This window comes from Microbacterium sp. NPDC055521, assembly GCF_053619695.1.
In genome coordinates this window covers 1-26,953 of sequence record NZ_JBSHJX010000017.1, presented here as the reverse complement: position 1 = coordinate 26,953, position 26,953 = coordinate 1, and the positions used below count along the sequence as shown (strand labels likewise).

Sequence of the window (26,953 nt, the reverse complement as noted above, 5' to 3'; positions counted from 1 at the left end):
CAGAACGCCCGCCCCGTGATCGGGGCGGGCGTTCTGCTCGCGCGGGATCAGTCGCGCTGCGGGTCGGATGCCGTGGACTCGGCCTCTTTGACCGCTTCGCCGAGCTGGTGAGCGTCGGGGGCGGCGACGACCCTCTGCTCGGCGATCGCCTCGTGCTCGTCTTCGGCGTCTCCGGTGACGATCACCGGCACCGATCCGGTGAGGGCCTCCTCGGCGTCGAGATCGGTTGCGGCCTGCTCGAACTGCGACTGGTAGAGCCGCCAGTACGCGCCCTGCCGAGCGATCAGTTCGTCATGGTCGCCCTGCTCGACGATGTCGCCGTGCTCCATCACGAGGATGAGGTCCGCGTCGCGGATCGTGGACAGACGGTGGGCGATCACGAACGAGGTGCGCCCCTCGCGGAGGGCTGCCATGGCCTGCTGCAGCAGCAGCTCGGTGCGGGTGTCGACGGCGCTCGTCGCCTCATCGAGGATGAGGATCGACGGTCGCGATACGAACGCGCGGGCGATCGTGATCAGCTGGCGCTCTCCGGCCGAGACGTTCGAGGCGTCTTCGTCGAGCACGGTCTCGTAGCCCTCGGGCAGGGAGTGCACGAACCGGTCGACGTAGGTCGCCTCGGCCGCGGCGATGATCTGCTCGTCTGTGGCCTCGTCGTTGCCGTAGCGGATGTTCTCGCGGATGCTGCCGGCGAACAGCCACGGGTCCTGCAGCACCATGCCGGTGCGCGCACGCAGGTCGTCGCGGCGCATCTCGGAGATGTCCTGCCCGTCGAGCAGGATGCGACCCGAGTCGAGCTCGTAGAACCGCATGATGAGGTTCACGAGCGTCGTCTTGCCGGCGCCGGTCGGACCGACGATCGCCACGGTCTGCCCCGGCTCCACCCGGAACGACAGGTCGCGGATCAGCGGGCGGTCGGCGCTGTACGAGAAGGCGACGTGCTCGAACTCGATGACGCCTTTGCCCTCCGGCGCGGACGGTGCGTCTTCGGCATCCGGGTCCTGCTCTTCGGCGTCGAGCAGGTCGAAGACCCGCTCGGCCGAGGCGGTGCCCGACTGCACGACGGCGGCCATGCCGCCCAGCTCGCTGAGCGGCTGGCTGAACTGCTGGGAGTACTGGATGAACGCCTGCACGTCGCCGAGTCGCAGGTTGCCGCCGGCGACGAGCAGACCGCCGAGCACCGCGATGCCGACGTACTGCAGGTTTCCGACGAACATCATCGCGGGCATGATGATGCCCGAGAGGAACTGCGCCTTGAACGCCGCCTGGAACAGCTCTTCGTTCTCGACCTGGAAGCTCTCGAGAGCGTCCTTCTCGCGGCCGAACACCTTCACCAGCGCGTGACCGGAGAAGGCCTCCTCGACGCGGGCGTTCAGACGGCCCACCTTGCGCCACTGCGTGCCGAAGGCCTTCTGCGAGCGCGGGCCGATGATGCCGAAGATCACGCCCATGAGCGGCAGGGAGATGAGCGCGACCAGCGCGAGCTGCCACGAGATCGAGAACATCATGACCAGCACGCCGACCACCGTGAGCACGCTGGTCAGCGCACCCGAGAGCGACTGCTGCATGGTCTGGGTGATGTTGTCGATGTCGTTCGTGACACGTGAGATCAGCTCACCGCGCTGCACCTTGTCGAAGTACGACAGCGGCAGACGGTTGATCTTGGCCTCGACGTCTTCACGCAGGCGCCACATGGTGCGCACCATGATCACGTTGATCACGTACCCCTGCAGCCAGCTCAGGATCGCAGAGACGACGTAGATCGCCAGCACCGCGACGATGATCCAGCGCAGACGCTCGAAGTCGACGCCGTCGCCGACCGCGAAGTCGTCCATGGCCGAGATCATGTTGGCGAACTCGTCCTGGTCCGCGCCGCGCAGCGCCTCGACGACCTGGTCGCGGCTGGTGCCCTGCGGGAAGCCCGGCGCTCCGCCGAATCCCTTGCCGAGCACGCTCGAGATGAACCCCTCGTACACGACGTTGGTCGCCTCGCCGAGCACCTTCGGAGCGGCCACAGCGAGCACGACGCCGACGGCGCCGAAGAACGACACCAGCGCGAACCACCACGCCGACGGCTTGAGCAGCCCGATCATGCGGATGAAGCTGGGGCCGAAGTTGTCGGCCTTGCCGGGAGCCGGGCCGTCGAACATGCCGCCGCCCTCGAGGCGGGCCTTCTCGGCGAGCTCGGCCTCCTCCTTCTCGGCGGCGGTCAGCTCCGGCTCTGCGACAGCGGTGGCGGATGCCCGTGCGGCGAGCGCGCGCTCGCGACGCGACATGCCGGGATTCTGGTCCTCTGCGCCTGTCGAATGAGTCATGCGTCCACCCCCAGCTGCGACTCGACGATCTCGCGGTAGGTCGGGCTGGTAGTGAGCAGCTCGTCGTGCGTGCCCACGCCCACCACGGCGCCGTCGTCGAGGACGACGATGCGGTCGGCGTCGGTGATCGTCGAGACGCGCTGCGCGACGACGATCTTGGTGATGTCAGGCAGCTCTCGCCACAGGGCCTGGCGCAATCGGGCATCCGTCGTCAGGTCGAGGGCCGAGAAGGAGTCGTCGAACACGAGGATGCGCGGCCGGTGCACGATGGCCCTGGCGATCGCCAGGCGCTGACGCTGACCGCCGGAGACGTTGGTGCCACCCTGGGCGATGCGCGAGTCGAGTCCGTCGGGCATCGCCTCGACGAAGTCGCGCCCCTGGGCGATCTCGAGCGCCGCCCACAGCTCGTCGTCGGTGGCATCCTTCCGCCCGTAGCGGAGGTTGGATGCCACCGTGCCGGAGAACAGGAAGGGGCGCTGCGGCACGAGCCCGATGCCCTGCCACAGGGTGTCGAGGTCGGCCTCGCGCACGTCGACGCCGCCCACGAGCACCGCGCCGCCGGTGGCGTCGAACAGGCGTGGGATCAGCGAGACCAGAGTCGTCTTACCCGATCCGGTGGATCCGATGATCGCCACCGTCTCGCCCGGCCGGGCGTCGAAGGTGATGTCGGAGAGAACCGGCACCTCGGCGCCCGGATACGTGAACTCGACGTTCCGGAAGGCCACCGCACCCGGCTCGGGGAAGTCGGTGACGCCGTTCTCGGGCCGGGTCATCGACGATTCGGCGTCGAGCACCTCGGTGACGCGCTCGGCCGAGACGGCGGCGCGCGGGATCATCATCGCCATGAAGCTCGACATGATGACGCCCATCATGATCTGGCCGATGTACTGCATGAACGCGAAGATCGTGCCGATCTCGGCGTTGCCTGCGTTGATCTCGACGCCGCCGAACCACACCACCGCGACGATGGTGACGTTGAGCACGAGCATGAACAGCGGGAACATCAGCACGAACAGCGAGCCGATGTTGCGGCCGAGAACCATGAGGTCGGTGTTGACGGTGCGGAACCGACGCTCTTCGATGCGCTCGCGCACGAAGGCGCGCACGACGCGCACACCGGTCAGCTGCTCGCGCATGATGCGGTTGACGTCGTCGAGCTTGGCCTGGTTGCGGCGGAAGAGAGGCACCATCCGGCCGATGATCACGACGGCGATGACCAGCAGCAGCGGCACCGACACGGCGATCAGCCAGCTGAGCCCGACGTCGGTCTGGATGGCCTTGATGATTCCGCCGATCGCGAGCAGCGGGGCGGTGACGAACATCGTCGCGCCCATCATCGCCAGCATCTGCACCTGCTGCACGTCGTTGGTGTTGCGGGTGATCAGCGAGCCGGCGCCGAACTGCGACACCTCACGCTCGGAGAATCCGCTCACCCGTGCGAAGACGTCTGCGCGGATGTCGCGGCCGGCGCTCATCGCCATGCGCGCGGCGAAGAAGGTGGCGAGGATCGAGGCGAGGATCTGCGCCAGCGATACGAGCAGCATGAAGCCGCCGCGGTTCCAGATGTAGCCGATGTCGGCCTTGGCCACGCCGTTGTTGATGATGTCGGCGTTGATCTCGGGCAGGTTCAGCGAGGCCATCACACTGGCGAACTGCAGCACGACGATCGTGATGAGCAGCGGCCAGTATCTGGCCAGATAGCGAATGAGGAGTTTTCCGAGCACAGGTGGACTTCCTTGTGAGAATTCGGAGGGCCGAAACGCGGCCATCACATATGGTGCCACCAACCGCGGACATCCGGATCCCCCTGAAGGCTGACCTTCGCTGTCAGCGGAACAGGATCAGCCGGCGGCCCGATTGCGCTTCAGGAGAAGCTCATCCCGAACATCGTGGATGACGCGACGAACAGCAGCACTCCTCCGGTGGCGAACACGGCCTTGCGCTCGCTCGTTGTCGAATTCACAGCCGCAGTGACGGCGCCGATGACGCCGACCATACCGACGAACGCGAACCCGCGTGCCGCATCCGCATCATCGACGGCGAACATCAACACAGCGGCGATGGCTGCACTGACGACGCCCGCGCCCGCGAGCAATGCCCCGGCCACGGCCATGCGCCCATCTCGACGCTCGATCGACGTGCTCATGAGACCTCCTCGTCACAGCTCACGGTAGCGCACAGCGTCGGGCCGCACGACCCTGAATAGACTCGCTGTCATGCCCTCTGAGAACGCCGCCCGCCCTGCCGTGCTGATGGTGTGCGACTACTCGCTGAAGTACCTCGGCGGTGCGCAGACGGCTTTCATCCGTCAGGCGCAGGCTCTCGCCGGCGAAGGTGTGAGGGTTGTCGTCCTGGCACCGGATGCGGACGCTCTGACGTCAGACGGCATCACCACGGTCTCCCCGTCGAGGCGCGGCACGATCCCGGTGCTCGACCTGCCGCTGCTCGGACGGGCCCGCGATCTCGAGCCGCTGGTCGCCGCGACGATCCGTCGGCACGGTGTCGGTGCGGTCGTCCTGCACTCCGAGTTCGCAGTCGCGGCGGCCGCGATCGACGTGGCGCGCCAGCTGGGGATCCCCTCGCTGCACACCGTGCACACCTTCTTCTGGCGCGCTCCGGCAGCGCTGGCCCCATTCGCGCCGGTGGTCTCGCGCGTGCACCGCTCGCTCACCGGCATCCGGAATGGCGGCCGTTTCACTGGCAGCCATCCGCTGAACAATTCTCTGCGGACCATGACGCTGCGCGTCGCGGAGCGCGCCGACATCGTTCTCTCGCCCTCGAAGCACCAAGCTGTGGCGCTGCGCGATGCGGGCGCAGGGCGGGTCGAGGCGTTCTCGAACGTCGCCCAGCCGCTTCGGGTGGCCCCCGCGCCGGAGGACGAACCGCTGCGCCTGCTGTGGGTGGCGCGCTTCGCGCCCGAGAAGCGCGTCGACGTCGCACTCGACGCGATGCGCCTCGTTGTCGAGCGTCTCGGTGAGGGCCGGGTGCACCTCGACGTCGCCGGCGGCACGCACCGACCCGTGCCGGGCGTGACCTTCCACGGATCGGTTCCGGGTGAACGAGTCGGCGAGCTGATGGATGCCGCGGATGCCGCCCTCATCACCTCGCTCGGCTTCGACAACCAGCCGATGGTCGCGCTCGAGGCGTTCGCGCACGGACGCCCGGTGATCGTCAGCGACCCCGTGCTCGCGACGGAGTTCGGCGACGCCGCGCTCGGCACCCCCAGTCCGGATGCTGAGGGCCTGGCCGACCTGATCATCCGGCTCGCGGCCGACCGCTCGCTGCTCGCGGCCCCGCGCGAGGCCGCCGTCGCGTATGCGAGCGAGCGGGTGGCCGCCGCCCACGTCGCGCGACTGCTGGAGCTCGTCGCCTCGGTCTGACCGCTCATCGCCTCAGTCTGACCACTCATCGGAGGTAGGCGAACCCGCGAACACAGGCGAATACCGCGCAGAATCACCTACGTCAGGCTGCTGACCTACCTCGAGCGGGCGCGCTCAACGACAGCGCCGCCCCAGCGAGCGCCGCCCCAGCGAGCGCCGCCCCAGCGGGCGAAGCACCTGCAAAGGCCCGGCTCAGAACAGCGCCGGCTCGGGCACGTAGGCGCGCGCCGGCGCACCGGCATCCGGCGGCAGGTCGGCGACGGTCGCGGGCTGCCACTTCGGATTGCGGTCCTTGTCGACCAGCTGCGCCCGGATGCCCTCGACCAGGTCGGGATGGCTGTGGCCGAACCACATGACGCGGCGGTACTCGCCCTCGAGCGCCTCCCGCACGCCGCTCATCGCACGCGCCTCGCGCACCGCATCGAGGGTGACGGCGAGCGCGGTGGGCGAGAGCTCCTCCAGCGTGGCCAGCGCAGACGCCGCATCCGCAGCATCCGATTCCCGCAGCCGCTGCATGATCTCGCCCACCGTGTCGGCCGAGAACGCCTCGTCGATCCACGCCCGCGCGGCGGGCAGCTGCGACGGCTCGGGTGTCTCGTCGAACAGCAGGGTCAGCTCGTTCGGAGTGCCCGGGTCGGCGCGGGTGGCGAGCGCGTCGCGCAGCCCGTCGAGGTTCTCCGTCGGCACGTGATGATCGGCGAAGCCAAGGTAAAGGGCATCCGCCGCGTTCATGCTCTGTCCCGTGAGGCCGAAGTACTCCCCCAGCCGGCCCGGTGCCCGGCCGAGCAGCCAGGTGCCGCCGACATCGGGCGTGAAGCCGATGCGCGTCTCGGGCATCGCCAGGCGTGAGCGTTCGGTCACGATGCGCACGGCGGCGTGGCCGGCTAGGCCGATGCCGCCGCCCATCGTGATGCCGTCGGCGAAGACGACGACCGGCTTCGGGTACTCGGCGATCAGGGCGTTCATCGCGTACTCGGCGCGGAAGAAGTCAGCGATGTGATCGGGATGACCCGAGGTGATCGAGTCGTACAGGGCCCGCACGTCCCCTCCCGCGCAGAGGCCCCGCTCACCCGCGCCGTCGATCAGCACGGTCTGCACGTCGGTGTCATCCACCCACGCGGTGAGCGCCGCGGTGATCTGCTCGATCATGCCGACATCCAGGGCGTTGATCGCCCGCGGACGGTTGAGCGTGATGCGCCCGAGCGAGCTGTCGATGCGGACGATGACGGTGGCGGCTTCGGTGTCGGTCACGCCTGTCAGGCTACTCCGCTTCGCGATCTGCACTGATCTGGCCCGATCTGCCGAGATCTGCCGAGATCTGCCGAGATCTGCCGACGAGGATCGCCCGTTACGGCAGGTGAAGCGCGGATTCTCCCAGGTTTCCGCGAAGATGGAAGAGATTGTCCCGAACAGGAGAGGTCGCCATGCCCGAAGGACAGGTGCTCGAGTTCATCCAGGTCACAAAGCGCTTCGGCGCGGTGACCGCCGTTTCCGACCTCTCCGTCCGTGTCGAGCCGGGCGCCGTCACCGGATTCCTCGGTCCGAACGGTGCGGGCAAGACGACCTCGCTGCGCATCCTGCTCGGTCAGATCCGTCCCACCTCGGGCAGCGCGACGATCGGCGGCGCCAACTACGCCGACTTGCGTCACCCGCTGCGCACGATCGGCGCCGTGCTCGAAGAGTCCGCCTATCGCCCGCGCCGCACCGCGAGTCGTCAGCTGATGCTCGCCGCTAAGGCGAACGGCATCCCGTATGCTCGCGTCGATGAGGTGCTGCACCTGGTCGGCCTGCAGGACGACGGCGACACCCGCCTGGGCAGCTACTCGCTGGGGATGCGGCAGCGTCTGGCCGTCGCGTCGGCGCTGCTCGGCGACCCCGGCGTTCTCGTGCTCGACGAGCCCGCTAACGGACTCGACCCCGAGGGCATCCGATGGATGCGGCTGCTGATGCGTCGCCTCGCCGACGAGGGACGCACCGTACTCGTCTCGTCTCACGTGCTGAGCGAGATCGAGCAGGTCGCCGACGACGTCGTGGTGCTCTCGAAGGGCCGCGCCGTGCACGCCGGCCCGATCTCCGAGCTCGCGGATGCCTCGGGCGGTGCCGTCGTGGTGGATGCCGAGAACCGTGCGCCCCTGATCACCGCACTGTCGGCCGCCAAGCTCGACTTCGACGTGCTGCGCTCGGGCGTCACCGTTCGCGACTCCGACTCCGCTGCCGTCGGCGCGGTCGCCGCCGAAGCCGGCGTCGCCCTGACCATGCTGCAGCAGCGTGGCCCCAGCCTCGAGGAGGTCTTCCTCGACCTCGTCTACGGTCGCCGTGCCGACAGCCCGCGCCTCGACACGTCCGCGAACCGAGTCGCCCACGCGTCCGACACGGTGAGCGGTGCAGCCGCCGACGGCCCGGCCGACGCGGATGCCGCGGACGCCGACACCCGCGAGGAGAACGTCGATTCCGACCTCCCCGACGCTGACGCGGGTACTGCTGACGCAGCCCTGGTCGCGGGCGGTGTGCCCCTCGCGGGTGCGGCCGCCGTCGTCGCCGATGGCGGCGCCGTCGCGGCAGCCGGCACCGGGTACGGGGCAGCGCCCACCGACACCATCGCCGCAGACCAGGATGCGTCGGAAGACGGTGACGCGCCCGCCGACACGACATCGTCGGTGGACGACGCCGAGGTCGACGCCACAGAGACCGCAGGCTCTGAGGCAGAAACAGAAGCAGAAGCAGAAGCAGAGACAGACGCCGAGGCAGATGCGTCGTCCGAGCCCGACGAGGCGGCCGCTGCGGCCGCTGTCGAGGATGGCGCCGGTTCCGACGCGAACCACGGAGCGGCAGGCGAGACCTCCCCGTCGGACGAGGCCCGCGCGGCTGAGCACGACGACGACGACGTGATCGACGACGCGACCGACGACGCTCCCGCTGCCGACCACCGGCCTGAGGCAGATGCCGACGAGGCGCGCGGCGAGGACCCCGCCGACGCTCCCGCCGTCGAGATCGTCGGGGGCGACGAGGCGGTCGTCGATCCCTTCGGCGCCGACCACGCCGACCACTCTGAGGCTGACGGCCACGCTGAGGCCGACGGCGACACCGAGGCAGACCACGCCCCTGAGACGGAGGTGCACCCCGCATCCGACGGGAACGCCGACTCGGACGAACAGCCTGAATCGGACGAACAGCCTGAGGCGCACGAGCAGGTCGACTCGCACAAGCAGACCGACGAGCAGACCGACGAGCAGACCGGCCACGTCGACGACCACCACGACGCTGACCACCACGACAACGCCGAGCACGACGACTCCGACGCCCCGTCCGATGAGACGCGCCCGCTCATCCTCCCCCTCGCGACCGACGCGCTCACGATGCCGGCGGCGACCGTCGAGCCGACGTTCACCGAGCTGATCACGGGCCTCCCCGCCTCGGTCACCACCGAGGGGTCAGACCACTCTGCTCCGGCGACCGAGGCCATCTCGATCGTGACGCCCGAGCTCTCGAGCGACGACGACGATGACGCGGTCGACGACGGCGACGACGACCCGCGGCTCGCCGCGATGCGCACGTCGCTCTCGGACGCCGCCAGCCGCTTCTTCGACGGGCCGGCCCCTGACTACCCGTACAGCTCGCGTGCTCAGCGGCGCGAGGAGTCGGCGGAGTCGAACGCCGATGATGCATCCGATCGCACCGACGGCGACTCGAGCGACGACACCGCTCAGCATCACGGCGACCAGAGCCACCACTGACAGCGCGACCTCGCCGGGGCTCTCCGGCCGGCAGCTCGCGCTCCGGCCAGAGACCTCGTGCGGCGCCGGCCGGAAGCTCGCGCTCCGGTCAGACCGTGCGCGGCCGCGGCCGGATGACCGGGCGCTGGCGCTGCTTCTGCACGGGCACCGATCCCGTCGCGATGTCGACGACATCCTCGGGCTGATCGCTGACCTCGAGCCGCAGCGCCTGGGTCAGCGCGAGCCCGTGCCGGGTGGTGAGGATGAGCCGCTGGAACTGGGGATCGCCGTCGAGATCGATCACGACGCTGGGCCTGCGGCGGCGGATGAGCACGAAGTCCGTCGTCTCTGCGGCCTTCCACGTTCCCGCGGCGAGCACGCCGGGGATGTGTGTGCCGGGTCCCGGCACACCGCGCAGCCAGGTCCAGGCATCCTGGGTCAGCTGCACCTTGGTGATGTGGTCGCGCTCGATCCGCAGGTTCTGGCGATGGAAGGTCGACGCCCGCTCGATCGGCGAGAGAACGATCTCAAGGCGCGTCTGATCCAGCAGCAGGGTCACCATGCGTCCAGTCTGCCAAAGCAAGTGAGCGACACGCACGCGACTTGCTGACAGGACGACAGCCATCCTGTTGTGCCGAACCGGCAACACGCTGCGGGGCAGGCGGAACGGTCTGAGAGTTCCGGCCGACGGGTCAGGCGGATGCCGCGGCCGAAGCCGCCGCGGGCAGAGCCGCCTCGATGGCGGCCAGCTCGTCGTCGCCGTGCGCGGCGGTGAGGAACCACGCCTCGAACACGCTGGGCGGCAGGGCAACACCCTGCTCACGCATGGAGTGGAAGAACGGGGCGTACCGGAACGACTCCTGCGTCTGAGCGATCGCGTAGTCGCGCGGCATCTCGGGCAGGAATGCGACGCCGAACAGGCTGCCGGCGCGCGGCACGGAGTGCACCACGCCGGCGTCGGTCAGCGCGGCATCCAGCGGCGTGGCGAGCCGATCGGCCGCGGCGTCGATCCGCGCGTACACCTCGGGGGTCGCGAGACGCAGGGTCGCGATCCCGGCTGCGACCGAGAGCGGGTTCCCCGACAGCGTGCCCGCCTGATACACGGGCCCGACGGGGGCCAGCATGTCCATCACCGCGGCGCTGCCGCCGAGGGCCGCCAGGGGCATCCCGCCGCCGACGACCTTGCCGAACGTGATGATGTCGGGCACGTACTGCTCGCCCGCCGCCTGCTGCAGCCCCCAGAAGCCGGCAGGATGCACGCGGAATCCGGTCAGCACCTCGTCGAGGATCATCAGCGCACCGTGCGCGTGCGCAGTGTCGGCGATGAGCTTGTTGAAGCCGGGCAGCGGAGCGACGACGCCCATGTTGGCCGAGGCGGCCTCCACGATCACCGCGGCGATGCGGTCGCCGTGCTCGGCGAACACCGCTGCCAGGGCATCCGAGTCGTTGTAGTCGATGACGAGCGTCTGCGCGGCGATCGGCGCGGGAACGCCGGCTGAGCCGGGCAGCGCGAGCGTGGCGACGCCGGAGCCGGCTGCGGCCAGCAGCCCGTCGGAGTGTCCGTGGTAGTGGCCGGCGAACTTCACCAGCAAGTCGCGTCCGGTGGCGCCGCGGGCGAGGCGGATCGCCGTCATCGTCGCCTCGGTTCCGGTCGAGACCAGGCGCACACGTTCGACCGGGCGCACGTCGCCGTGGCGCACCCGCTCGGCGATCATCTGCGCGAGCTCGACCTCCCCCTCGGTGGGTGCTCCGAACGACAGGCCGCGGGTCGCGGCATCCTGAACCGCCTGCACCACCTCGGGATGCGCGTGGCCGAGCAGCGCCGGGCCCCATGACGCGACGAGGTCGATGTACTCGCGTCCGGCCGCGTCGGTCACGCGGGCGCCGGAAGCGGATGCCAGGAACCGAGGCGTCCCGCCGACCGACCCGTACGCCCGCACCGGCGAGTTCACGCCGCCCGGGATCACGGAGCGGGCGGCGTCGAACAGGGAGTCGTTGCGGTCCATGCATCCAGCCTACGGATGCCGGCTATGAGCGGCTCCGAGCCAGAGACTCCTCAGCGAAGCCAGCGCGCCGCCTCGGCAGCCCAGTACGTCAGGATCCCATCGGCACCGGCACGGCGGATCGACATGAGCGACTCGAGAACGGCGGCGCGGCGGTCGATCCAGCCGTTGGCCGCGGCGGCCTCGATCATCGCGTACTCGCCCGACACCTGGTACGCCCACACCGGCACGTCGACCGCGTCGCGCACCTCGCGCAGCACGTCCAGGAACGCCATCGCGGGCTTGACCATCACGATGTCGGCGCCCTCGTCCTGATCGAACAGGGCCTCGCGCGCGCCCTCGCGGCGGTTGCCCGGATCCATCTGGTAGGTGCGGCGGTCGCCCTGCAGCTGCGAGTCGACGGCCTCGCGGAACGGTCCGTAGAAGGCGCTGGCGTACTTGGCCGAGTAGGCGAGCAGCAGGGTGTCGTGGAATCCCTCGCCGTCGAGCGCCTCGCGGACGACGGCGACCTGACCGTCCATCATGCCGCTGAGGCCCAGCAGCTGGGATCCTGCGCGGGCCTGCGCCAGAGCCATCGAGGCGTAGCGCTCGAGCGTGGCGTCGTTGTCGACTGCTCCTTCCGGCGTCAGCACGCCGCAGTGACCGTGGTCGGTGAACTCGTCGAGGCAGAGGTCGGTCTGCACCACGAGTGCATCGCCGACCTCCGCGACCAGCGCGCTCGTGGCGACGTTGAGGATGCCGTCGGGGTCGTCGGCGCCCGATCCGATCGCATCGCGCACGGCCGGCACGCCGAACAGCATCACCCCGCCGAGGCCGGCCTCCGCAGCATCCACCGCCGCCGCCTTCAGCGAATCGAGCGAGTGCTGCACGACGCCCGGCATCGAGCCGATGGGTGCGGCTTCGGTGAGACCTTCACGCACGAACATCGGCAGCACCAGCTGACGCGTCTCGAGAGAGGTCTCGCGCACGAGTTCACGAACGGGAGCGGACTGGCGAAGACGGCGCAGCCGCGCGTCGGGGAAGCGGCTCACGGTGCGAACTCGTCCGCCGCGTGCGGCAGGGTGAACCGCGAGACCGTGTCGATCAGCGCATCGACCGTCTGCTTGTCGGCGATGGCTGTGACCGGCAGGCCGGCCTTCTCGGCATCCTTCGCGGTGCGGGGGCCGATCGCGGCGAGCAGGGTCGTGTCGGGAATCTCGGGGAACTGCTCGCGCACCTGCTTGGCCACCGAGCCGCTGGTGACCAGGATCGCATTGATGCGGCCGTTCTCGACGTCGCGGCGGATCCGCTCGGTCACCGGCACTCCGACCGTGCGGTAGGCCACCACGCTGTCGACGTCGTGCCCCGCCTCGGTGAGCATGACCGAGAGGACGGGCTTGGCGATCTCGCTGCGCAGAGAGAGGATGCGCTGCGCGTCGGGCTCGATCGAGATGATCTTCTCGGCCATCCCGGCCGCCGAGTTGTCGAGCTCGGGCATGAGCGCGACGTCGTATCCGACTGCCTGCAGAGCCGCGGCGGTCGTCTCGCCGACGGCGGCGACCTTGGTCTTCGACGGGATGTCGACGCGATGCGCGTACAGCACGTCGACCGTCGTGGCACTGGTGATGGTCAGCCAGTCGTACTCGCCGGCCTGCAGCCGGGCCAGCGCCGCATCGAGGGCGTCCTGGTCAGTGGTCGGGGCGAAGTTGATGAGGGGCGCCACCACGGGCACCGCACCCATCGCGCGCAGGCTGGCGGCGACGCTGTCGCCCCAGGGGCCGCCCCGCGGCACGAGAACGCGCCAGCCGTCGAGCGGCCTGGCGGCCTTGGTTTCGGAAGCAGTCATCTAGATCACTCTCGGGGGAGGAAGTCGGCCGCTCCCTGTTCGAGCAGCCGATGGGCCGCAGAGTCGCCGAGCTCACGAGCCGTGCGCACCGGGTCTGCACCATCGGCAGCATCCGCTTCGTTGCCGCTGCCGTTCCGTCGAATATACCCCCTGTTCAGGGGCTCGGAGACGTCCAGCCCGATTCGGCGGGCCCCGCCGGGCTCGTACACGACGGCACGCAGGCGGATGCTGTCTCCTGTGACGACCGCGTGGGCGGCCATGGGTGCCTGGCATCCGGCGTCGAGTCCGGCCAGCACCGCTCGCTCCACCGTCACCGCGATGCGGGTGTCGAGGTCGTCGAGTCGTGCGAGTGCGTCGAGCAGCTCCGATGGCGCATCGGCCGTGGTCTCCACGGCCAGCGACCCCTGCCCGGGAGCGGTCGGCCATTCGGTGAGACCCAGCTCCTCTCGGCGCAGGGTCGTCTCCGAGCCGAGGCGGGTGAGACCCGCGGCGGCGAGGATCACGGCATCCAGCTCTCCCGACGACACCCGCTCGAGACGGGAGTCGACGTTGCCGCGGATGTCGACCACCTCGGCGCGCGGGGCACGGCGGCGCACCTGGGCGATGCGGCGCGGCGAGCCGGTGCCGACGGTGCTGCCGCGACGCAGCTCGTGCAGGGGCGTGCCGCCGCGCGTGATGACCACGTCTCTGGCATCCGCCCGCCGCGGGGTCGCGGCGATCACGAGTTCGGCGGGGACGGCGGTCGGCAGATCCTTCAGAGAGTGCACGAGGATGTCGCACTCCCCCGCGACCAGCGCCTCACGCAGGCGATTCGCGAAGATGCCGGTGCCACCGATCTCAGACAGGGAGGCCCGGTTCGTGTCGCCCTCCGAGACGATCGGCACGAGCTCGACCGGACGGCCGGAGACCGCGGCGAGCGCAGCGGCGACGTGCCCGGACTGCGCCTGCGCGAGCGCGCTGCGCCGGGTGCCGAGCCGGATCGGGGACGGGGTGCTCACTGAAGCACTTCGGCGATCTCGTCGAGACGCAGGCGGCGCCCGGTGTAGAAGGGCACCTCCTCCTTCACGTAACGACGGGCCTCGGTGTAGCGCAGGTCGCGCATGAGGTCGACGAGCTCGGTCGGCGAATCGGACTCGAGCGGCAGCAGCCACTCGTAGTCGCCGAGCGCGAAGGCCGCGACGGTGTTGGCGATCACTCCGGTGAACGCCGCGCCCTTGCGTCCGTGATCGGCGAGCATCTTGCGGCGCTCGGACTCGTCGATCAGGTACCACTCGGGGGTGCGCACGAACGGGTAGAGGCAGAGCCACTGCTTGGGCTCGACGCCCCGCAGGAAGCCGGGCACGTGTGCACGGTTGAACTCCGCGTCGCGGTGCACGCCCATGACGTTCCACACCGGCAGCAGGTTGCGCAGCAGGTCGGTGCGGCGCAGGCGGCGCAGCGCGCGCTGCAGCTCTTCGACAGTATCGCCGTGCAGCCACACCATCAGATCGGCGTCGGCCTTGAGGCCGCTGACATCGTAGAAGCCGCGGACGCTCACCCCGGAGCTCTCGATGTGACCGACGAGCACCTCGAGCTCGCTCTCGTCGGTCTCGATCGCCGGTGCGTCGGGGTTTCGGCCCCAGACGGCCCACAGGGTAAATCCGGACGGGTTGTCATCGCGCGTTTCGGACATGCATCCAGTCTGCCCCTTCTCAGCGAAGGCGGCGAACTCGACGGCAGGATGCCTGCGAGGACGGCGCGAGATCAGCGCGGAAACGTCAGCGCGAGATCGCGCGGGCGATCACCCACACAAGGCCGCCGACGGCGGCTGCCGCCGCGACGACGGCTGCTCCGGCGCCCGCGGGGTTGCGGTGCGCGAACGCGCGGGCGCGCACGACGCTCCGCGCGGTCGCCTTCTCGATGCGGCGGGGGAAGTTGCCGCGTACCTCGATCGCAGCGAGCGCGGCCCGCAGCTCCGCCCGGGCCGAGGCGACGGGATCGGTGATCCCCGCCGGCACGACCGTTCGCGGAACCTCAGTGGCGGTGAGGGCGGCGTTGGGCAGCGACGTCTTCTCAAGATCGCTCATTGACGGGGTCTCCCTTGATGATGCGCACATCGGTGGCCACGGCCTGGCCCGGGTTCTCTCGCTTCATCACCTTGCGGAACCGCGCCAGGCCGAGCAGGGCGAAGATCACGATGAAGACGAGCAGGACGCCGAACACCGCGAGGGCCGAGAGCCATGCGGGCCACCACGAGCTCAGGCCGATGATGCCGAACGCCAGCAGCACCGGAATCGCCCAGAACAGCAGGAACAGCACGACGACGAACCACAGGCCGCCCATGCCGGCATCCTTCGCCGTGCGCGAGATCCACGCCTTTGCAGCGTTGATCTCGGCAGTGACGAGGTTGCGCACCAGCTCGGGCAGATCTCCGAGCAGGGTCAGCAGGCTGTCATCGGCCCGGTCGCGGTATCCGCGGAACATGCCTCAGGCCTTGTTCTTGGGCGTGACGGCCTCGGAGCCGACCGGCTTGGCGGGAGGCATCGTGCCGCCCGAGGCCGAGTCATGCGACGTCGAGTCGTGCGATTCCTTGGCGTCGGCCACCTTCTCGGCGGCGTCCTTGGTCGCATCGATGGCGCCGTCGAGCTTCTCGCCCGGGGTGGTGCCGGACTTCGAGACGGCCTTCACGACCTTGACGGCACCGGTCCAGACAGCACCGGGAACGGCGGCGGCCTGCGATTTCGCGAAGTCCTGCACGCGGGAGACCTGCTCCTGCACAGGATCGAGATTCCACACCTTGAGCCACTGCGTCTTGACCTGCTCGTAGCGCTCGCGACCTGCTCGACTGCCGAGGACATAGCCTGCGCCGAGTCCGATGACGAGTCCGATCTTCCCCTTCATGAGGGCCTCCTGACGTTGGTTGCGGCCTCTTCTGCGTTCCAGGGTAGCCACATATGCCCGATTCGGCATCTGCCCTTGCGCCGCGGCCCCGTTCGATGTATCACCACGACGCAGGGCCGCGGTCGCACGCGCGCCGGATCAGTCCCACAGAAGGCTCGCACGCAGCCGGTCAGCCTCGGCGACTGCATCCGGAATCACCTGCGCGAGCCCGGTGCCGGCGACCCACGCGCCCACGATGCCGAGGCCCGGGGCGGCGCCCACCGCAGCGCGTACGGCCGCCCGCCGCTCGGTCGCGCCGATGAGCGAGGTGGGCTGGGCCTGCACGTACCGGGCGCGGTGTGCGGCGACCAGCTGCGCCGGGCGCAGCGGAACGCCGAGCAGGGCGGATGCCTCCGACAGCGCGAGCGCGGCAGCCGCGTCGTCATCGAGGGCGGCCGTCGCCGCAGCCTCGCCCTGGCTGCCGAACGACACGCGTACGACGTGGCGGCCCGCCGCCGCATCGCGCAGCCAGCCCCACTTGACCGTGGAGTGGGTGAGGGCCTTGGCGATGTGGCTGCCCGGCACCGTGAGGACTCCGCTGCCGCGGGGCCCGGCGTCGAGTTCGGGTGCGTCGACCAGCAGCGTCACGATCTCGATCTCAGGCGCGTCCCCGACCTCGCCGAGGCCTGAGACGTGCGCGTCGATGAGGGGGCGCGCCGACGGCTCGACTGTCGCGACGATGACGCCGGTGGCGCGCAGTGGGACCGCGGCATCGCCATCCGCCTCCTCTTCGAGCGACGGAGCGATCTCGACGGCCCACTCCGCACCCTCGCGCTCGAGACGGGTCACGCGGGTGCCCGTGCGGATGTCGACCCCGTACGCGACGAGGTCGGCGCGCAGCGCCTCGACCAGCCGGCCCATGCCGCCGGCGAGCCCCAGCACCGCCGCTCCCGGCGCTGTGCCCTTGCGCTCGGCCGCGAGCAGGCCGACCGCTCCGGTCAGCGAGCCGATGCGGGTGAGAGCGGCATTGAGGCCTGGCGCGGCGACATCGGTGTCGACGTCGTCGGGGTCGGCGGAGTAGACGCCCGCAGTCACCGGGGCGACGAGCCTGTCGCGCACGCGGGCACCCATTCGCGAGCCGACCAGCTTGCCGAGGCTGCGCTCGTGCCCGATGGTCAGAGGCGGGCGGAGGCGGTCGAGGTACGCACGCCAGGCGCCGCGCCAGCCGATGATGCGGCGCACGTCGTCCTGGAACGGGTTGGCCGGGATGCCGAGCAGACTGCCTTTGGGAAGAGGCGCGTCCGGGGCATCCGGGATGCCGCTCAGCCAGGCGCCGCCGCCCTGCGGCGACACGACCGCGTCGGCGAGATCCAGCTCGTCGATCAGAGCCTTCACGTGCCCCCCGCGGGTGGCGAAGCTCTCCGCGCCCGCGTCGACGGGGATGCCGTCGAGTTCGGCGGTGCGGATGCTGCCGCCGAGCGCCTCCGATGCCTCCAGCAGCGTCACCCGCATGCCCACCTTCGCGCATTCTCGGGCTGCGACCAGACCGCCGATGCCGCCACCGATCACGACGACGTGCTGCTGCGCCGCTCGCGCGGCGAGTTCGGGAGAATGCTCGGAGGTCATGCGCCGATTCTTCCATCGGGGCCTATGCACCGGATGCCCGTGTGTGGCATTCTCCGGGGCGCGACCACGCTGCCGGGAGCCAGACGCGCGCTACCAGCGCCGCTCAGTCGACATCCGGCTCCTGCACGGACTCGGCGGCGCAACGTACGCGGCGGGAGCCGGGGTCAGAGCTCGCCGTGCGCGACCTGCACGATGCGGGTCAGCTGGTCGGGGTCGGTCTCCGGCGGCACGCCGTGCCCGAGGTTCAGGATGTGACCCTTGGCCCCTCTTCCGCGAGCGATCACGTCGCGCACGTGCGCCTCCAGCACCGTCCACGGCGCCTGCAGCATCGCGGGGTCGATGTTGCCCTGCACGGCGGTGTCCGGCCCGACGATGCGGATCGCCTCGTCGAGCGGCATCCGCCAGTCGACCCCCACGGCGTCGGCGATGCCGTCGAGACGCATGTCGGCGAGGAACGGGCCGGTGCCGACACCGAAGTGGATGCTCGGCAGCCCGATCCCCTCGAGCGCCGCCTTCGAGTGCGGTGCGATGTGCGTTCGATAGTCGGACGTGCTGAGCGAGCCGGCCCACGAGTCGAAGAGCTGCACCACCGAGGCTCCGGCGTCACGCTGGATCTCGAGGAAGCGCCGCGAGATGCGCGAGAGCCATCCGGCCAGCGCGTCCCACGCATCGGGGTCGGCGTGCATCATGGCGCGGGCGCGCAGGTGCTCCTTCGACGGGCCACCCTCGATCAGGTATGCGGCAAGGGTGAACGGCGCGCCGGCGAAGCCGATCAGCGGGGTCTCGCCCAGCTCGGCAACGGACAGGCGCACGGCCTCGGCGACCGCGGTGCCGTCGAGGTCGGCAGGATCGATCTGCGTGATGCGGGCGACGTCGTCTGCGGTGCGCACCGGGTTGGCGAAGACCGGGCCGCGACCGGGCTCGATCTCGACGTCGACGCCTGCGAGACGCAGCGGGATCACGATGTCGCTGAAGAACACCGCCGCGTCGACCCTGTGGCGGCGCACGGGCTGCAGGGTGATCTCGGACGCCAGGTCGGGGGTGAGGCAGGCATCGAGCATCCGGGTGCCGACCCGCAGCTCACGGTACTCGGGCAGCGACCGCCCGGCCTGACGCATGAACCAGACGGGGGTGCGCTCGGGGGTCTCGCCGGCGAGCGCGCGCAGCAGATCACTCATGCCGTCATCCTCGCACCGAGCGCCTATGCATGCGCCGGGTCACGCCCGGGTCGGATGTCGGATCAAGTCACCCTTGGAGGCCTCCCATAGCAACGGCACGTACACTTGCCGGGTGCTGATCTGCGTGACGGCGAGCCACAAGACCGCCCCTTTCGAACTGCTCGAACGCCTCAGCCGCCAACCCGAGACCGTCGCCCCCAGCCTGATGGCTGCGGGCGCGCAGGGAGCCGTCGTGCTCGCAACCTGCAACCGATTCGAAGCCTATGTCGAGGCCGAGGAGACGGATCCGGAGGCGGTCATCGAGACGGTCGCGCAGGCCACCGGCATCCCCTCCGCAGACCTCGAGGGTTCGTACCAGGTGGTCGAGGATCGGCACGTCGCGGAGCACCTGTTCGCCGTCGCGTCCGGCCTGGAGTCCGTCGTTTCGGGCGAGGGCGAGATCGCCGGCCAGGTGCGCCGCGCTCTCAGCGGCGCGCGCGAGCAGGGCACCACGTCACCGCAGCTCGAGCGTCTGTTCCAGCGCGCCAGCCAAGCCCAGCGCAAGGTCAAGAACGTCACCGCCCTGCACCGCGCCGGCCGTTCACTCGTGCGCCTCTCGCTCGAGCTCGCCGACAGCCGCATCGCCGACTGGAGCGCCGAGCGCGTGCTGCTGATCGGCACCGGCTCATACGCCGCGGTCACGCTCGCATCGCTGCGCGAGCGCGGCGCTGTCGACATCTCGGTCTACTCCCCGTCGGGTCGGGCCCTGCCGTTCGCCCAGAAGCACGGCATCCGCCCGGTCGGCGCCGGCGACTATGCGAGCGTGGCGCAGCACTCGTCGCTGCTGATCACCTGCACGTCGGCCGAGATGGTGCTGGGTCCGGCCCAGTTCGATCGCGAATGGGGCGCCGAAGCCGGATGCCCGGTCGGTGCCCACTCGCAGCTCGTCATCGACCTCGGCATGCCGCGCAACGTCGACCCTGCCGTCGCGCAGCTCGAAGGCATCGCCCTGCTCGACCTCGAGACCATCCGCCTGCACGCCCCGCTCGAAGAGCTGCACGCGACTGATGCCGCACGTCACGTCGTGCGGGAGGCCGCGGAGAGCTTCCACCTGGACGGCTCGCGCGAGAGCGTGACCCCCGCGGTCGTGGCGCTGCGCACCCACATCTTCGGCCTGCTCGAGGCGGAGATCGACCGTGCCAGACGTCGCGGCGACGAGAACGGCCGCGTCGAACAGGCCATGCGCCACCTTGCCGGCGTCCTGCTGCACACCCCGACCACGCGCGCTCACGAGCTCGCCGCTGAGGGTCGCGCGGACGAGTTCCATGCGGCACTCGAGGCCCTGTACGGCCTGTCGGCCGAGTCGAGCACCGGCTCAGACGCAGCATCCGCCTGATCACGCCTTCATCGTCGCCGGATCGCGCCAGGCATGCGACGCTGGGAGCATGACGCAGCGCACACCCCTGCGAGCGCGACTGCTCACCGCGCTCAGTGGCGACCCGAACGGCACGCCGCAGTGGGTGCGCGAGCTCGCCGAAGGCGATGACGAGGGCTGGTTCGCCTACGGCGGTGCCGCCTGGACCGTCCACGCCGGGATGGGCACGCTCGTCGCCGGCATCCGGGCGCTGCTGGTTCAAGCCCTGCATCCGGGGGCGATGGCGGGCGTGCACGACTTCTCGCGCTACCGCGAAGACCCCATCTCCCGCCTGAACGGCACCGTGCGGTGGGTGCTGAGCGTCACGTACGGCTCGCGGGCGCAGGCGGAGCGGGAGACGGCGCGAGTGGCTCGCCTGCATCGTCGCGTCAGCGGCGAGTACACCGGCGGGGACGGAACCGAGCGGTCGTACAGCGCATCGTCCGCCGATCTCGTCGAATGGGTGCACCTCGCCTTCGCCGACGCGTTCCTCACCGCGCACGAGGTGTGGGGCGGGCCGATCCCCGGCGGGGCGGACGCCTATGTCGCCGAATGGGCGACCGCCGGGCGCCTGATGCATGTGCCCGATCCGCCCACGAGCGCGGCCCAGCTGCGGGAGCGGCTGCACGGATTCCTCGAGCGAGGCGAGCTGCGCGCAGACGAGCGCACCCGCGATGTGGTCGCGTTCCTGCGTCGTCCGCCGTTCACCGGAACGATGGGCGTCGCCTACCGTGTGCTGTTCGCCGCCGCCGTGGCCACGATCCCCCGCCAGTATCGCCGCATGCTGGGCGTGCGTCGCACTGTTCTCCCGGTCATCACCGCGACGCGGATCGTGCTCGCCGTGGCAGAGCGATCGCTCGGCTCCGGGCCACGCGCGCAGGACTTCGCGCGCCGACGGCTGGCCCGCCTGTCCCTCTCGCGCCCTGCCGGCGAGATCGCGTGAGCACGGATCGGAGCTCGCACACGGGCAGCGCGCGCCTGCCACACTGGAGGCATGGCCCTGCACACGCTGCTGGTGGGTCTGCTGCTGGATCACCCGGTTGCCTAACCACCTGAAGCGGGGTCCACACCCGGCTCGGTTAGAACGGCAGGTCGCGGGATCCCTGAGGGGCGATCAAGAGACCAGTGATCTTGCCAGAACCGTTGTAGGCGACCCGGCCGATCCATTCGCCCGCCTCGTGACGCAGCGTCGCCTGTACGATGGCGCCGTTCGCGAGCACCCTGTTCGCGAACTTGCTGAGCGCGTTCGCGCCGTCGGGAGTCTGCACCGTGAGTTCGCTGGACGACTCGAGCCGTCCGGTCTCGGTGACGACCTGGTTCCACACGCCCTGGATCTTCCGCTTGCTGAGCGTGCGAGCGCAGGCATAGGTCATCTGCGTTCGCACTGCTTCGTAATCGCCCGCATCCAGGCGTTCGAACACCGCGCGAGTTCGATCCATGAGGTCGATCACCTGCTCAGCCATTTCCATCTCCTTCTCGGGGCGCGCAACCGCACCTCCGAATCGCTTGAACGCGGCTTGGCGACTCACGCCGAGCGCATCGCCGATCGCCTGCCACGGGACCCCGGCGGCACGCGTCGCGACGACGAGGTCGGCCAGTTGCGCCTGCGACCGGCGCACCAGTTGATCGGCTTGCCGGATCGCAGCGGCGTCGTCGACCGGAATGCCAACCGCTTGTGCCCCCTCGACCATTGCTGCGAGTGCGGGCAACGAAACCCCGTCATCCGGGAACTGATCGACCATCTCTCAGACCATAGAGACGGTTCGCGTGCGCGTCAACCCATGGTTTACATGCACAGCGCTGTGACCGCCGATCCATAGCGGCAGTGCGGCAATGCCACACTGGTTTCATGGCCCTGCATATCACCGGAGACACCGCCGCCGACGACCTGCTCACGCACAATCCGCTGGCGCTGCTGGTCGGCATGCTGCTCGACCAGCAGGTGCCGATGGAGACCGCGTTCGCCGGTCCGCTCAAGATCGAGCAGCGCACCGGGGCGACGGATGCCTCCGCGATCGCGCGGATGGATCCGGATGCCTTCCTCGAGGCGTTCAGGCAGACGCCGGCCGTGCACCGCTTCCCCGGCTCGATGGCGACCCGCGTGCAGACGCTCTGCCAGACCCTCGTGGACGACTGGGGTGGAGAAGCCGCGGCACTGTGGACCGAGGGCGATCCCGATGGTCCCGAGGTGCTCAAGCGGCTCAAGAAGCTGCCCGGATTCGGCGAGCAGAAGGCGAAGATCTTCCTCGCCCTGCTCGGCAAGCAGTACGGATTCGCCGGTGCCGGCTGGCGCGAGGCATCCGCCCCCTACGGCGAACCGGATGCGTTCCGCAGCGTCGCCGATATCGTCTCGCCCGAGTCGCTCACCAAGGTGCGCGAGCACAAGAAGGCGATGAAGGCGGCCGCGAAGGCCGGGAAGTGAAGGTCACCGTCGTGAGCTGAGCGACGCCTCGTCGCGCGCAGGCGCACGCCGGTCGACGGCCAGTTCTGCGAGACGACCGTCTCGCCCGGACGGGCGCACGGTCATGCGGTCACCTCAGCCGGGTGGGCGCGGGTCGCGCCCGTCAGCCGCGCGCGACGCGCTCGGCTTCCTTCGCGGCGACGATCTTGCGCAGGCCGGAGCTCGAGAAGCGGTGCTCACGGCTGTTGAAGTACAGCTCGATGCCGGCCTCTTCGCAGTAGCTGCGGCCGGTGAAGTCGCGCTCCTCGTACTCGTCGCCGACGATGCGCACATCGATCTTGAACGAGCGCAGGATGTCTTCGAGGTCCTGCTCGGTCGAGTAGGGGACGATCTCGTCGACGTACTCGCAGCCGCGCAGCTGGATGTACCGCTCGACGACCGTCTGCGTCGGGGCGTTCTTCTCGGGTCGATCGAGCGTCGGGTCCATCTGCAGCCCGCAGATGAGGTAGTCGCACTGCCGCTTGGCCTCGGCCAGCATCATGATGTGCCCGGCGTGCAGCAGGTCGAAGGTGGAGAAGGTGATTCCCACCCGCGGCCCGGGGTTGTAGTCCTGGTGCTTCTTGACGGTCTCGCTCATGGCGTCCTTCCGTGTCGCTTCAGACGATTCTATTGCGACACGACACGGGTAGATGTCCGCAGGATCGGACGACATCGATGCGGCGCAACGGTGGGATACGCTCGGCAGCACCGCGACGAGCGCCGGGCGGATGCTCGTCTTCCACCCCGTATACAGGAAGGGGAAGCGATGTTCGCCGAGATCATCCCCGAGGTCGGCCGCTCCTCCAACAACACCGTCGTCTGATCGCCGCAGCATCAGCATCGCGAAGGAGCGCCCCGTGCACGAAGAGACCTCCCTCACCATAGGACGCGTCCACCGGGTGCTCACCGAGCGCGTGCGAGCCGCCATCCACTCGGCTCGGGTGCCGCTCGAGATCGGCGTGCATCAGCTGCCCGGCGAGCCCATCGCCCCCGCTGACGGTCTGGCCCTCGACTTCCAGCCGTTCACGGCAGGCAGCACGTGGGGCCCGGCCTGGGGAACCACCTGGTTCCGCGTGCGCGGAGAGGTGCCCGCGGAGTGGGGCGGCAAGAAGGTGGAGGCGCTCATCGACCTCGGCTTCGACATCAACATGACGGGCTTCCAGTGCGAGGCGCTGGTATATCGCCCGGACGGCACGCCGGTGAAGAGCATCAATCCCCGCAATCAGTGGGTGCCCGTCGACGCCGCCCCCGGGCATCCACTCGAGCTCTACCTCGAGGGCGCGGCCAACCCCGTGCTTCTCGACTACCACCCCTTCCTGCCCACGCAGGAGGGCGACATCCGCACCTCCTCGCCGGAACCGCTGTACCGGGTGCGTCACATGGACCTCGCTGTCTTCGAGCCGGAGGTGTTCGACCTGGCCCTCGACCTCGAGGTGCTGATCGAGCTGCAGGCCGAGCTGCCTGAGACGAGCCCGCGGCGCATGCGCATCCTGCAGGCTCTCGACAATGCACTCGACGTACTCGACCTGCAGCGCATCGTCGCGACCGCAGCAGACGCCCGCGCGCAGCTGGCCGACGTGTTGTCATCTCCCGCCGACGCCAGCGCGCACCGCATCGCCGCGATCGGCCACGCGCACATCGACTCGGCCTGGCTGTGGCCGGTGCGCGAGACCATCCGCAAGGTCGCCCGCACCACCTCGTCGATGACCGCGCTGATCGACGAGCAGCCCGACTTCCTCTACGGCATGTCGAGCGCGCAGCAGTACGCGTGGATCAAAGAGCAGCGCCCTGAGGTCTTCGAGCGGGTTCGCGACGCGGTGAAGGCCGGTCGCTTCCTTCCCCTGGGCGGCATGTGGGTGGAGTCCGACACCGTCATGCCGACCGGCGAGTCGCTGGTGCGCCAGTTCTCGCACGGCCAGCGCTTCTTCGAGCGCGAGTTCGGCATCCGGTCGAAGGGCGTCTGGCTGCCCGACAGCTTCGGCTACTCCGCCGCCCTGCCGCAGCTGATGCGCCGCGCCGGTTTCGAGTGGTTCTTCACCCAGAAGATCTCGTGGAACCAGCGCAACGTCTTCCCGCACCACAGCTTCCTGTGGGAGGGCATCGACGGTTCGCGCATGTTCACGCACTTCCCGTCGATGGACACCTACAACTCGCAGCTGTCGGGCATGGAGGTCGCCAGGGCGTCGCGCCAGTTCAAGGAGAACCGTGTGGCCACGATGTCGATCGCGCCCGTCGGCTGGGGCGACGGCGGCGGCGGCACGACCCGCGAGATGACCGGAAAGGCTGCGCGCCTGGCCGATCTCGAGGGCTCGGCGAGGGTCGAATGGAAGCATCCGGATGCCTTCTTCGACGACGCCAAGGCCGAGCTCACCGACCCGGCGGTCTGGGTCGGCGAGCTGTACCTCGAGCTGCACCGCGGCACGCTCACCAGCCAGCACGCCACCAAGGCGCTGCACCGCTGGGCCGAGCAGGCGCTGATCGAGGCCGAGCTGTGGGCGGCGACCGCCGCCGTGCAGCTGGGCGCCGAGTACGACTACGACGAGTTCGACCGGCTGTGGCAGCTCGTGCTGCTGCACGAGTTCCACGACATCCTGCCCGGCACGTCGATCGCGTGGGTGCACCGCGAGGCCGTCGAGGTGCTCACGAACGTGCTGTCGGATGCCGAGGACATCTCGTCCGCGGCACGCGCTGCGCTCGCCGGCGAGGGCGAGCGCCCGCTCGTGTTCACTCCGACCTCGGTCGGCGGGCGGACGGCGCTCGGCGCGGCGCTCGCGGGCGATGCTTCGACGGGCTCAGCAACCCACAAGGTTGAAACCGTGAGCCTGTCGAAGCGCCCCGATGGCGGCTTCCAGCTGGAGAACGATCTCGTGCGCGTCACCGTCTCGGCCGAGGGTCTGATCACCTCCGCGATCGACGAGGCCACCGGCCGCGACGCCATCCCGGCGGGGAAGCCGGCGAACCTGTTCCAGCTGCACCAGGACTTCCCGAACATGTGGGATGCCTGGGACATCGACCGCTACTACAAGAACCGCGTCGACGACCTCACGCAGGTCTCGTCGATCGAGGCGTACACGGTCGACGGCACGGCCGTCGTGAAGGTCAGCCGCACGTTCTCGCAGTCGACGATCGACCAGACCATCATCCTGCCGGCGGGCTCTCGCACGGTGCACCTGCGCAACGAGATCGACTGGAACGAGACCGAGAAGCTGCTCAAGCTCGCGTTCCCGCTCGACGTCTTCGCCCGCGAGACGCTCGCCGAGACCCAGTTCGGATTCCAGCGCCGCGTCACGCACGTGAACACCAGCTGGGAGGCCGCGAAGTTCGAGACCTCGATGCACCGCTTCGTGCTCGCGCAGGAGGATGACGGCTTCGGCATCGCGCTCGTGAACGACTCGATCTACGGTTACGACACCTCTCGTGACGTCGACGGCGACGACGTCACCACGACCGTGCGGCTGTCGCTGCTGCGCGCTCCGCGCTTCCCCGATCCCGACACCGACCACGGCCACCACCAGATCGAGGTGGGTCTGGTGATCGGAGCGGATGCCGAGATCGCCACAGCCGAGGGCATCAAGCTCAACGCCACCGCCACCCTCGTCCGCGGTGCGAACGAGGTGGAGCCGCTGGTGTGGGTGACCGGCACGGGCATCATCGTCTCGTCGGTGAAGCTCGCCGACGACCGCTCGGGCGATGTGATCGTGCGGGTGTACGAGTCGCTCGGTCGCCGCACGACCGGTTCCCTCTCTGTGGCGTTCGAGCACACCGGCATCCGCGAGGTGTCGCTGCTCGAAGACGACCTCGACGACGCCCGCACGGGCGGCGAGCTCGCTCTGAAGCCGTTCGAGGTGCGCACGATGCGCATCACGCGCGCCTGACGCCCTCGCACTCCCTCGGTTAACGCAGGAGAAGATTCCGAGATTCTTTCACCCGGGTTTCAGCGCAAGAGTGACGAACAGTATCGGATGCTGGAATCACATCCATCCGTCACGCGCGAAGGAGCCGCACAATGGACCGCGAGAACGACCTCATCGATACCGACGCCCTGCTGCACATCGGCCGCCCCTACTGGTTCGACCGTCACCCGTCGCAGGCCGAGGGCGAAGACTTTTGATCACGCGCTGAGCGTCGCGACCCTCCCGGGCATCTGGGAGGGTCTGACTGCGGTGGCCCTTGTTCCAGCCGCCGCCGTGCACCCACACGACGGCGGGCCGCCGCACCCCGGAC

The 26,953-nt window shown here is 69.7% G+C and carries 24 protein-coding genes; 7 read left to right on the top strand and 17 right to left on the bottom strand.

Annotated features, from left to right (window positions below; genetic code table 11):
- Positions 1 to 47 precede the first annotated feature (47 nt).
- The 3 genes from ACWGSM_RS13165 to ACWGSM_RS13155 form a co-directional block, all read right to left on the bottom strand.
- Positions 48 to 2,273 (bottom strand): ABC transporter ATP-binding protein, encoded by a 2,226-nt coding sequence (locus ACWGSM_RS13165; RefSeq protein ID WP_452323367.1) that lies wholly within the window; start codon positions 2,271 to 2,273, stop codon positions 48 to 50.
- Positions 2,274 to 2,308: 35 nt separating this feature from the next.
- Complete coding sequence (locus ACWGSM_RS13160) at positions 2,309 to 4,036, bottom strand: ABC transporter ATP-binding protein (RefSeq protein WP_452323366.1); 1,728 nt, start codon at positions 4,034 to 4,036, stop codon at positions 2,309 to 2,311.
- A 140-nt stretch (positions 4,037 to 4,176) separates the two neighbouring features.
- Positions 4,177 to 4,458 (bottom strand): hypothetical protein, encoded by a 282-nt coding sequence (locus tag ACWGSM_RS13155; protein WP_363384507.1) that lies wholly within the window; start codon positions 4,456 to 4,458, stop codon positions 4,177 to 4,179.
- Between the two features lie 70 nt (positions 4,459 to 4,528).
- Here ACWGSM_RS13155 and ACWGSM_RS13150 point away from each other — a divergent pair, with 70 nt between their 5' ends.
- Positions 4,529 to 5,692, top strand: coding sequence for a glycosyltransferase family 4 protein (locus tag ACWGSM_RS13150; RefSeq protein WP_452323365.1), 1,164 nt, complete (start codon positions 4,529 to 4,531; stop codon positions 5,690 to 5,692).
- Positions 5,693 to 5,884: 192 nt separating this feature from the next.
- Here ACWGSM_RS13150 and ACWGSM_RS13145 read toward each other — a convergent pair whose 3' ends face one another.
- Positions 5,885 to 6,943: an enoyl-CoA hydratase/isomerase family protein gene (locus ACWGSM_RS13145; protein ID WP_452323364.1), complete on the bottom strand. Its 1,059-nt coding sequence runs from the start codon at positions 6,941 to 6,943 to the stop codon at positions 5,885 to 5,887.
- 173 nt (positions 6,944 to 7,116) lie between these two features.
- Here ACWGSM_RS13145 and ACWGSM_RS13140 point away from each other — a divergent pair, with 173 nt between their 5' ends.
- The gene (locus ACWGSM_RS13140) at positions 7,117 to 9,426 is read left to right on the top strand and encodes an ATP-binding cassette domain-containing protein (protein ID WP_452323363.1); all 2,310 of its coding nucleotides are present in this window, start codon (positions 7,117 to 7,119) and stop codon (positions 9,424 to 9,426) included.
- An 88-nt stretch (positions 9,427 to 9,514) separates the two neighbouring features.
- Here ACWGSM_RS13140 and ACWGSM_RS13135 read toward each other — a convergent pair whose 3' ends face one another.
- From ACWGSM_RS13135 to hemE, 11 genes are all read right to left on the bottom strand, one after another.
- Entirely contained in the window at positions 9,515 to 9,967 is a 453-nt protein-coding gene (locus tag ACWGSM_RS13135) for a hypothetical protein (RefSeq protein WP_452323362.1), read from the bottom strand.
- A gap of 130 nt (positions 9,968 to 10,097) precedes the next feature.
- A complete protein-coding gene (gene hemL, locus ACWGSM_RS13130; RefSeq protein WP_452323361.1) occupies positions 10,098 to 11,411 on the bottom strand; it encodes a glutamate-1-semialdehyde 2,1-aminomutase in 1,314 nt (437 codons plus the stop codon).
- Positions 11,412 to 11,461: 50 nt separating this feature from the next.
- Positions 11,462 to 12,439: a porphobilinogen synthase gene (gene hemB / locus ACWGSM_RS13125; RefSeq protein ID WP_452323360.1), complete on the bottom strand. Its 978-nt coding sequence runs from the start codon at positions 12,437 to 12,439 to the stop codon at positions 11,462 to 11,464.
- The gene (locus tag ACWGSM_RS13120) at positions 12,436 to 13,233 is read right to left on the bottom strand and encodes a uroporphyrinogen-III synthase (RefSeq protein ID WP_452323359.1); all 798 of its coding nucleotides are present in this window, start codon (positions 13,231 to 13,233) and stop codon (positions 12,436 to 12,438) included. Before ACWGSM_RS13120 ends, hemB begins: the two co-directional genes overlap by 4 nt.
- A gap of 5 nt (positions 13,234 to 13,238) precedes the next feature.
- Positions 13,239 to 14,231: a hydroxymethylbilane synthase gene (gene hemC, locus ACWGSM_RS13115; protein WP_452323358.1), complete on the bottom strand. Its 993-nt coding sequence runs from the start codon at positions 14,229 to 14,231 to the stop codon at positions 13,239 to 13,241.
- Complete coding sequence (hemQ, locus tag ACWGSM_RS13110) at positions 14,228 to 14,905, bottom strand: hydrogen peroxide-dependent heme synthase (protein WP_452323357.1); 678 nt, start codon at positions 14,903 to 14,905, stop codon at positions 14,228 to 14,230. Before hemQ ends, hemC begins: the two co-directional genes overlap by 4 nt.
- 85 nt (positions 14,906 to 14,990) lie before the next feature.
- Positions 14,991 to 15,299, bottom strand: a complete 309-nt coding sequence (locus ACWGSM_RS13105) for a hypothetical protein (protein ID WP_452323356.1) — start codon at positions 15,297 to 15,299, stop codon at positions 14,991 to 14,993.
- Positions 15,286 to 15,696: a phage holin family protein gene (locus tag ACWGSM_RS13100; protein WP_452323355.1), complete on the bottom strand. Its 411-nt coding sequence runs from the start codon at positions 15,694 to 15,696 to the stop codon at positions 15,286 to 15,288. The genes ACWGSM_RS13105 and ACWGSM_RS13100 overlap by 14 nt, the downstream gene beginning before the upstream one ends.
- Positions 15,697 to 15,699: 3 nt before the next feature.
- Positions 15,700 to 16,113, bottom strand: a complete 414-nt coding sequence (locus ACWGSM_RS13095) for a hypothetical protein (protein WP_452323354.1) — start codon at positions 16,111 to 16,113, stop codon at positions 15,700 to 15,702.
- 138 nt (positions 16,114 to 16,251) lie between these two features.
- Positions 16,252 to 17,718, bottom strand: a complete 1,467-nt coding sequence (locus tag ACWGSM_RS13090) for a protoporphyrinogen/coproporphyrinogen oxidase (RefSeq protein ID WP_452323353.1) — start codon at positions 17,716 to 17,718, stop codon at positions 16,252 to 16,254.
- Between the two features lie 164 nt (positions 17,719 to 17,882).
- Positions 17,883 to 18,896, bottom strand: coding sequence for a uroporphyrinogen decarboxylase (gene hemE / locus ACWGSM_RS13085; RefSeq protein ID WP_452323352.1), 1,014 nt, complete (start codon positions 18,894 to 18,896; stop codon positions 17,883 to 17,885).
- A gap of 112 nt (positions 18,897 to 19,008) precedes the next feature.
- Between hemE and ACWGSM_RS13080 the strand changes: the two genes are divergently transcribed.
- Both ACWGSM_RS13080 and ACWGSM_RS13075 read left to right on the top strand, forming a co-directional pair.
- On the top strand, positions 19,009 to 20,271 hold the full coding sequence (locus tag ACWGSM_RS13080) for a glutamyl-tRNA reductase (RefSeq protein WP_452323351.1): 1,263 nt from the start codon (positions 19,009 to 19,011) through the stop codon (positions 20,269 to 20,271).
- A 49-nt stretch (positions 20,272 to 20,320) separates the two neighbouring features.
- Positions 20,321 to 21,232: an oxygenase MpaB family protein gene (locus tag ACWGSM_RS13075; protein ID WP_452323350.1), complete on the top strand. Its 912-nt coding sequence runs from the start codon at positions 20,321 to 20,323 to the stop codon at positions 21,230 to 21,232.
- A 136-nt stretch (positions 21,233 to 21,368) separates the two neighbouring features.
- Here the strand turns inward: ACWGSM_RS13075 and ACWGSM_RS13070 are convergent, their stop codons facing one another.
- Positions 21,369 to 22,031: a hypothetical protein gene (locus tag ACWGSM_RS13070; protein WP_452323349.1), complete on the bottom strand. Its 663-nt coding sequence runs from the start codon at positions 22,029 to 22,031 to the stop codon at positions 21,369 to 21,371.
- 107 nt (positions 22,032 to 22,138) lie between these two features.
- On the opposite strand from ACWGSM_RS13070, the gene ACWGSM_RS13065 reads away from it, so the two are divergent.
- Positions 22,139 to 22,711, top strand: coding sequence for an HhH-GPD-type base excision DNA repair protein (locus ACWGSM_RS13065; protein ID WP_452323348.1), 573 nt, complete (start codon positions 22,139 to 22,141; stop codon positions 22,709 to 22,711).
- Positions 22,712 to 22,853: 142 nt separating this feature from the next.
- Here ACWGSM_RS13065 and ACWGSM_RS13060 read toward each other — a convergent pair whose 3' ends face one another.
- Complete coding sequence (locus tag ACWGSM_RS13060; protein WP_313354457.1) at positions 22,854 to 23,327, bottom strand: adenylyltransferase/cytidyltransferase family protein; 474 nt, start codon at positions 23,325 to 23,327, stop codon at positions 22,854 to 22,856.
- A 90-nt stretch (positions 23,328 to 23,417) separates the two neighbouring features.
- On the opposite strand from ACWGSM_RS13060, the gene ACWGSM_RS13055 reads away from it, so the two are divergent.
- Together ACWGSM_RS13055 and ACWGSM_RS13050 are read left to right on the top strand one after the other, a co-directional pair.
- The gene (locus tag ACWGSM_RS13055; RefSeq protein ID WP_452323347.1) at positions 23,418 to 23,552 is read left to right on the top strand and encodes a hypothetical protein; all 135 of its coding nucleotides are present in this window, start codon (positions 23,418 to 23,420) and stop codon (positions 23,550 to 23,552) included.
- A gap of 34 nt (positions 23,553 to 23,586) precedes the next feature.
- On the top strand, positions 23,587 to 26,604 hold the full coding sequence (locus tag ACWGSM_RS13050) for an alpha-mannosidase (protein WP_452323346.1): 3,018 nt from the start codon (positions 23,587 to 23,589) through the stop codon (positions 26,602 to 26,604).
- Positions 26,605 to 26,953: the final 349 nt, after the last annotated feature.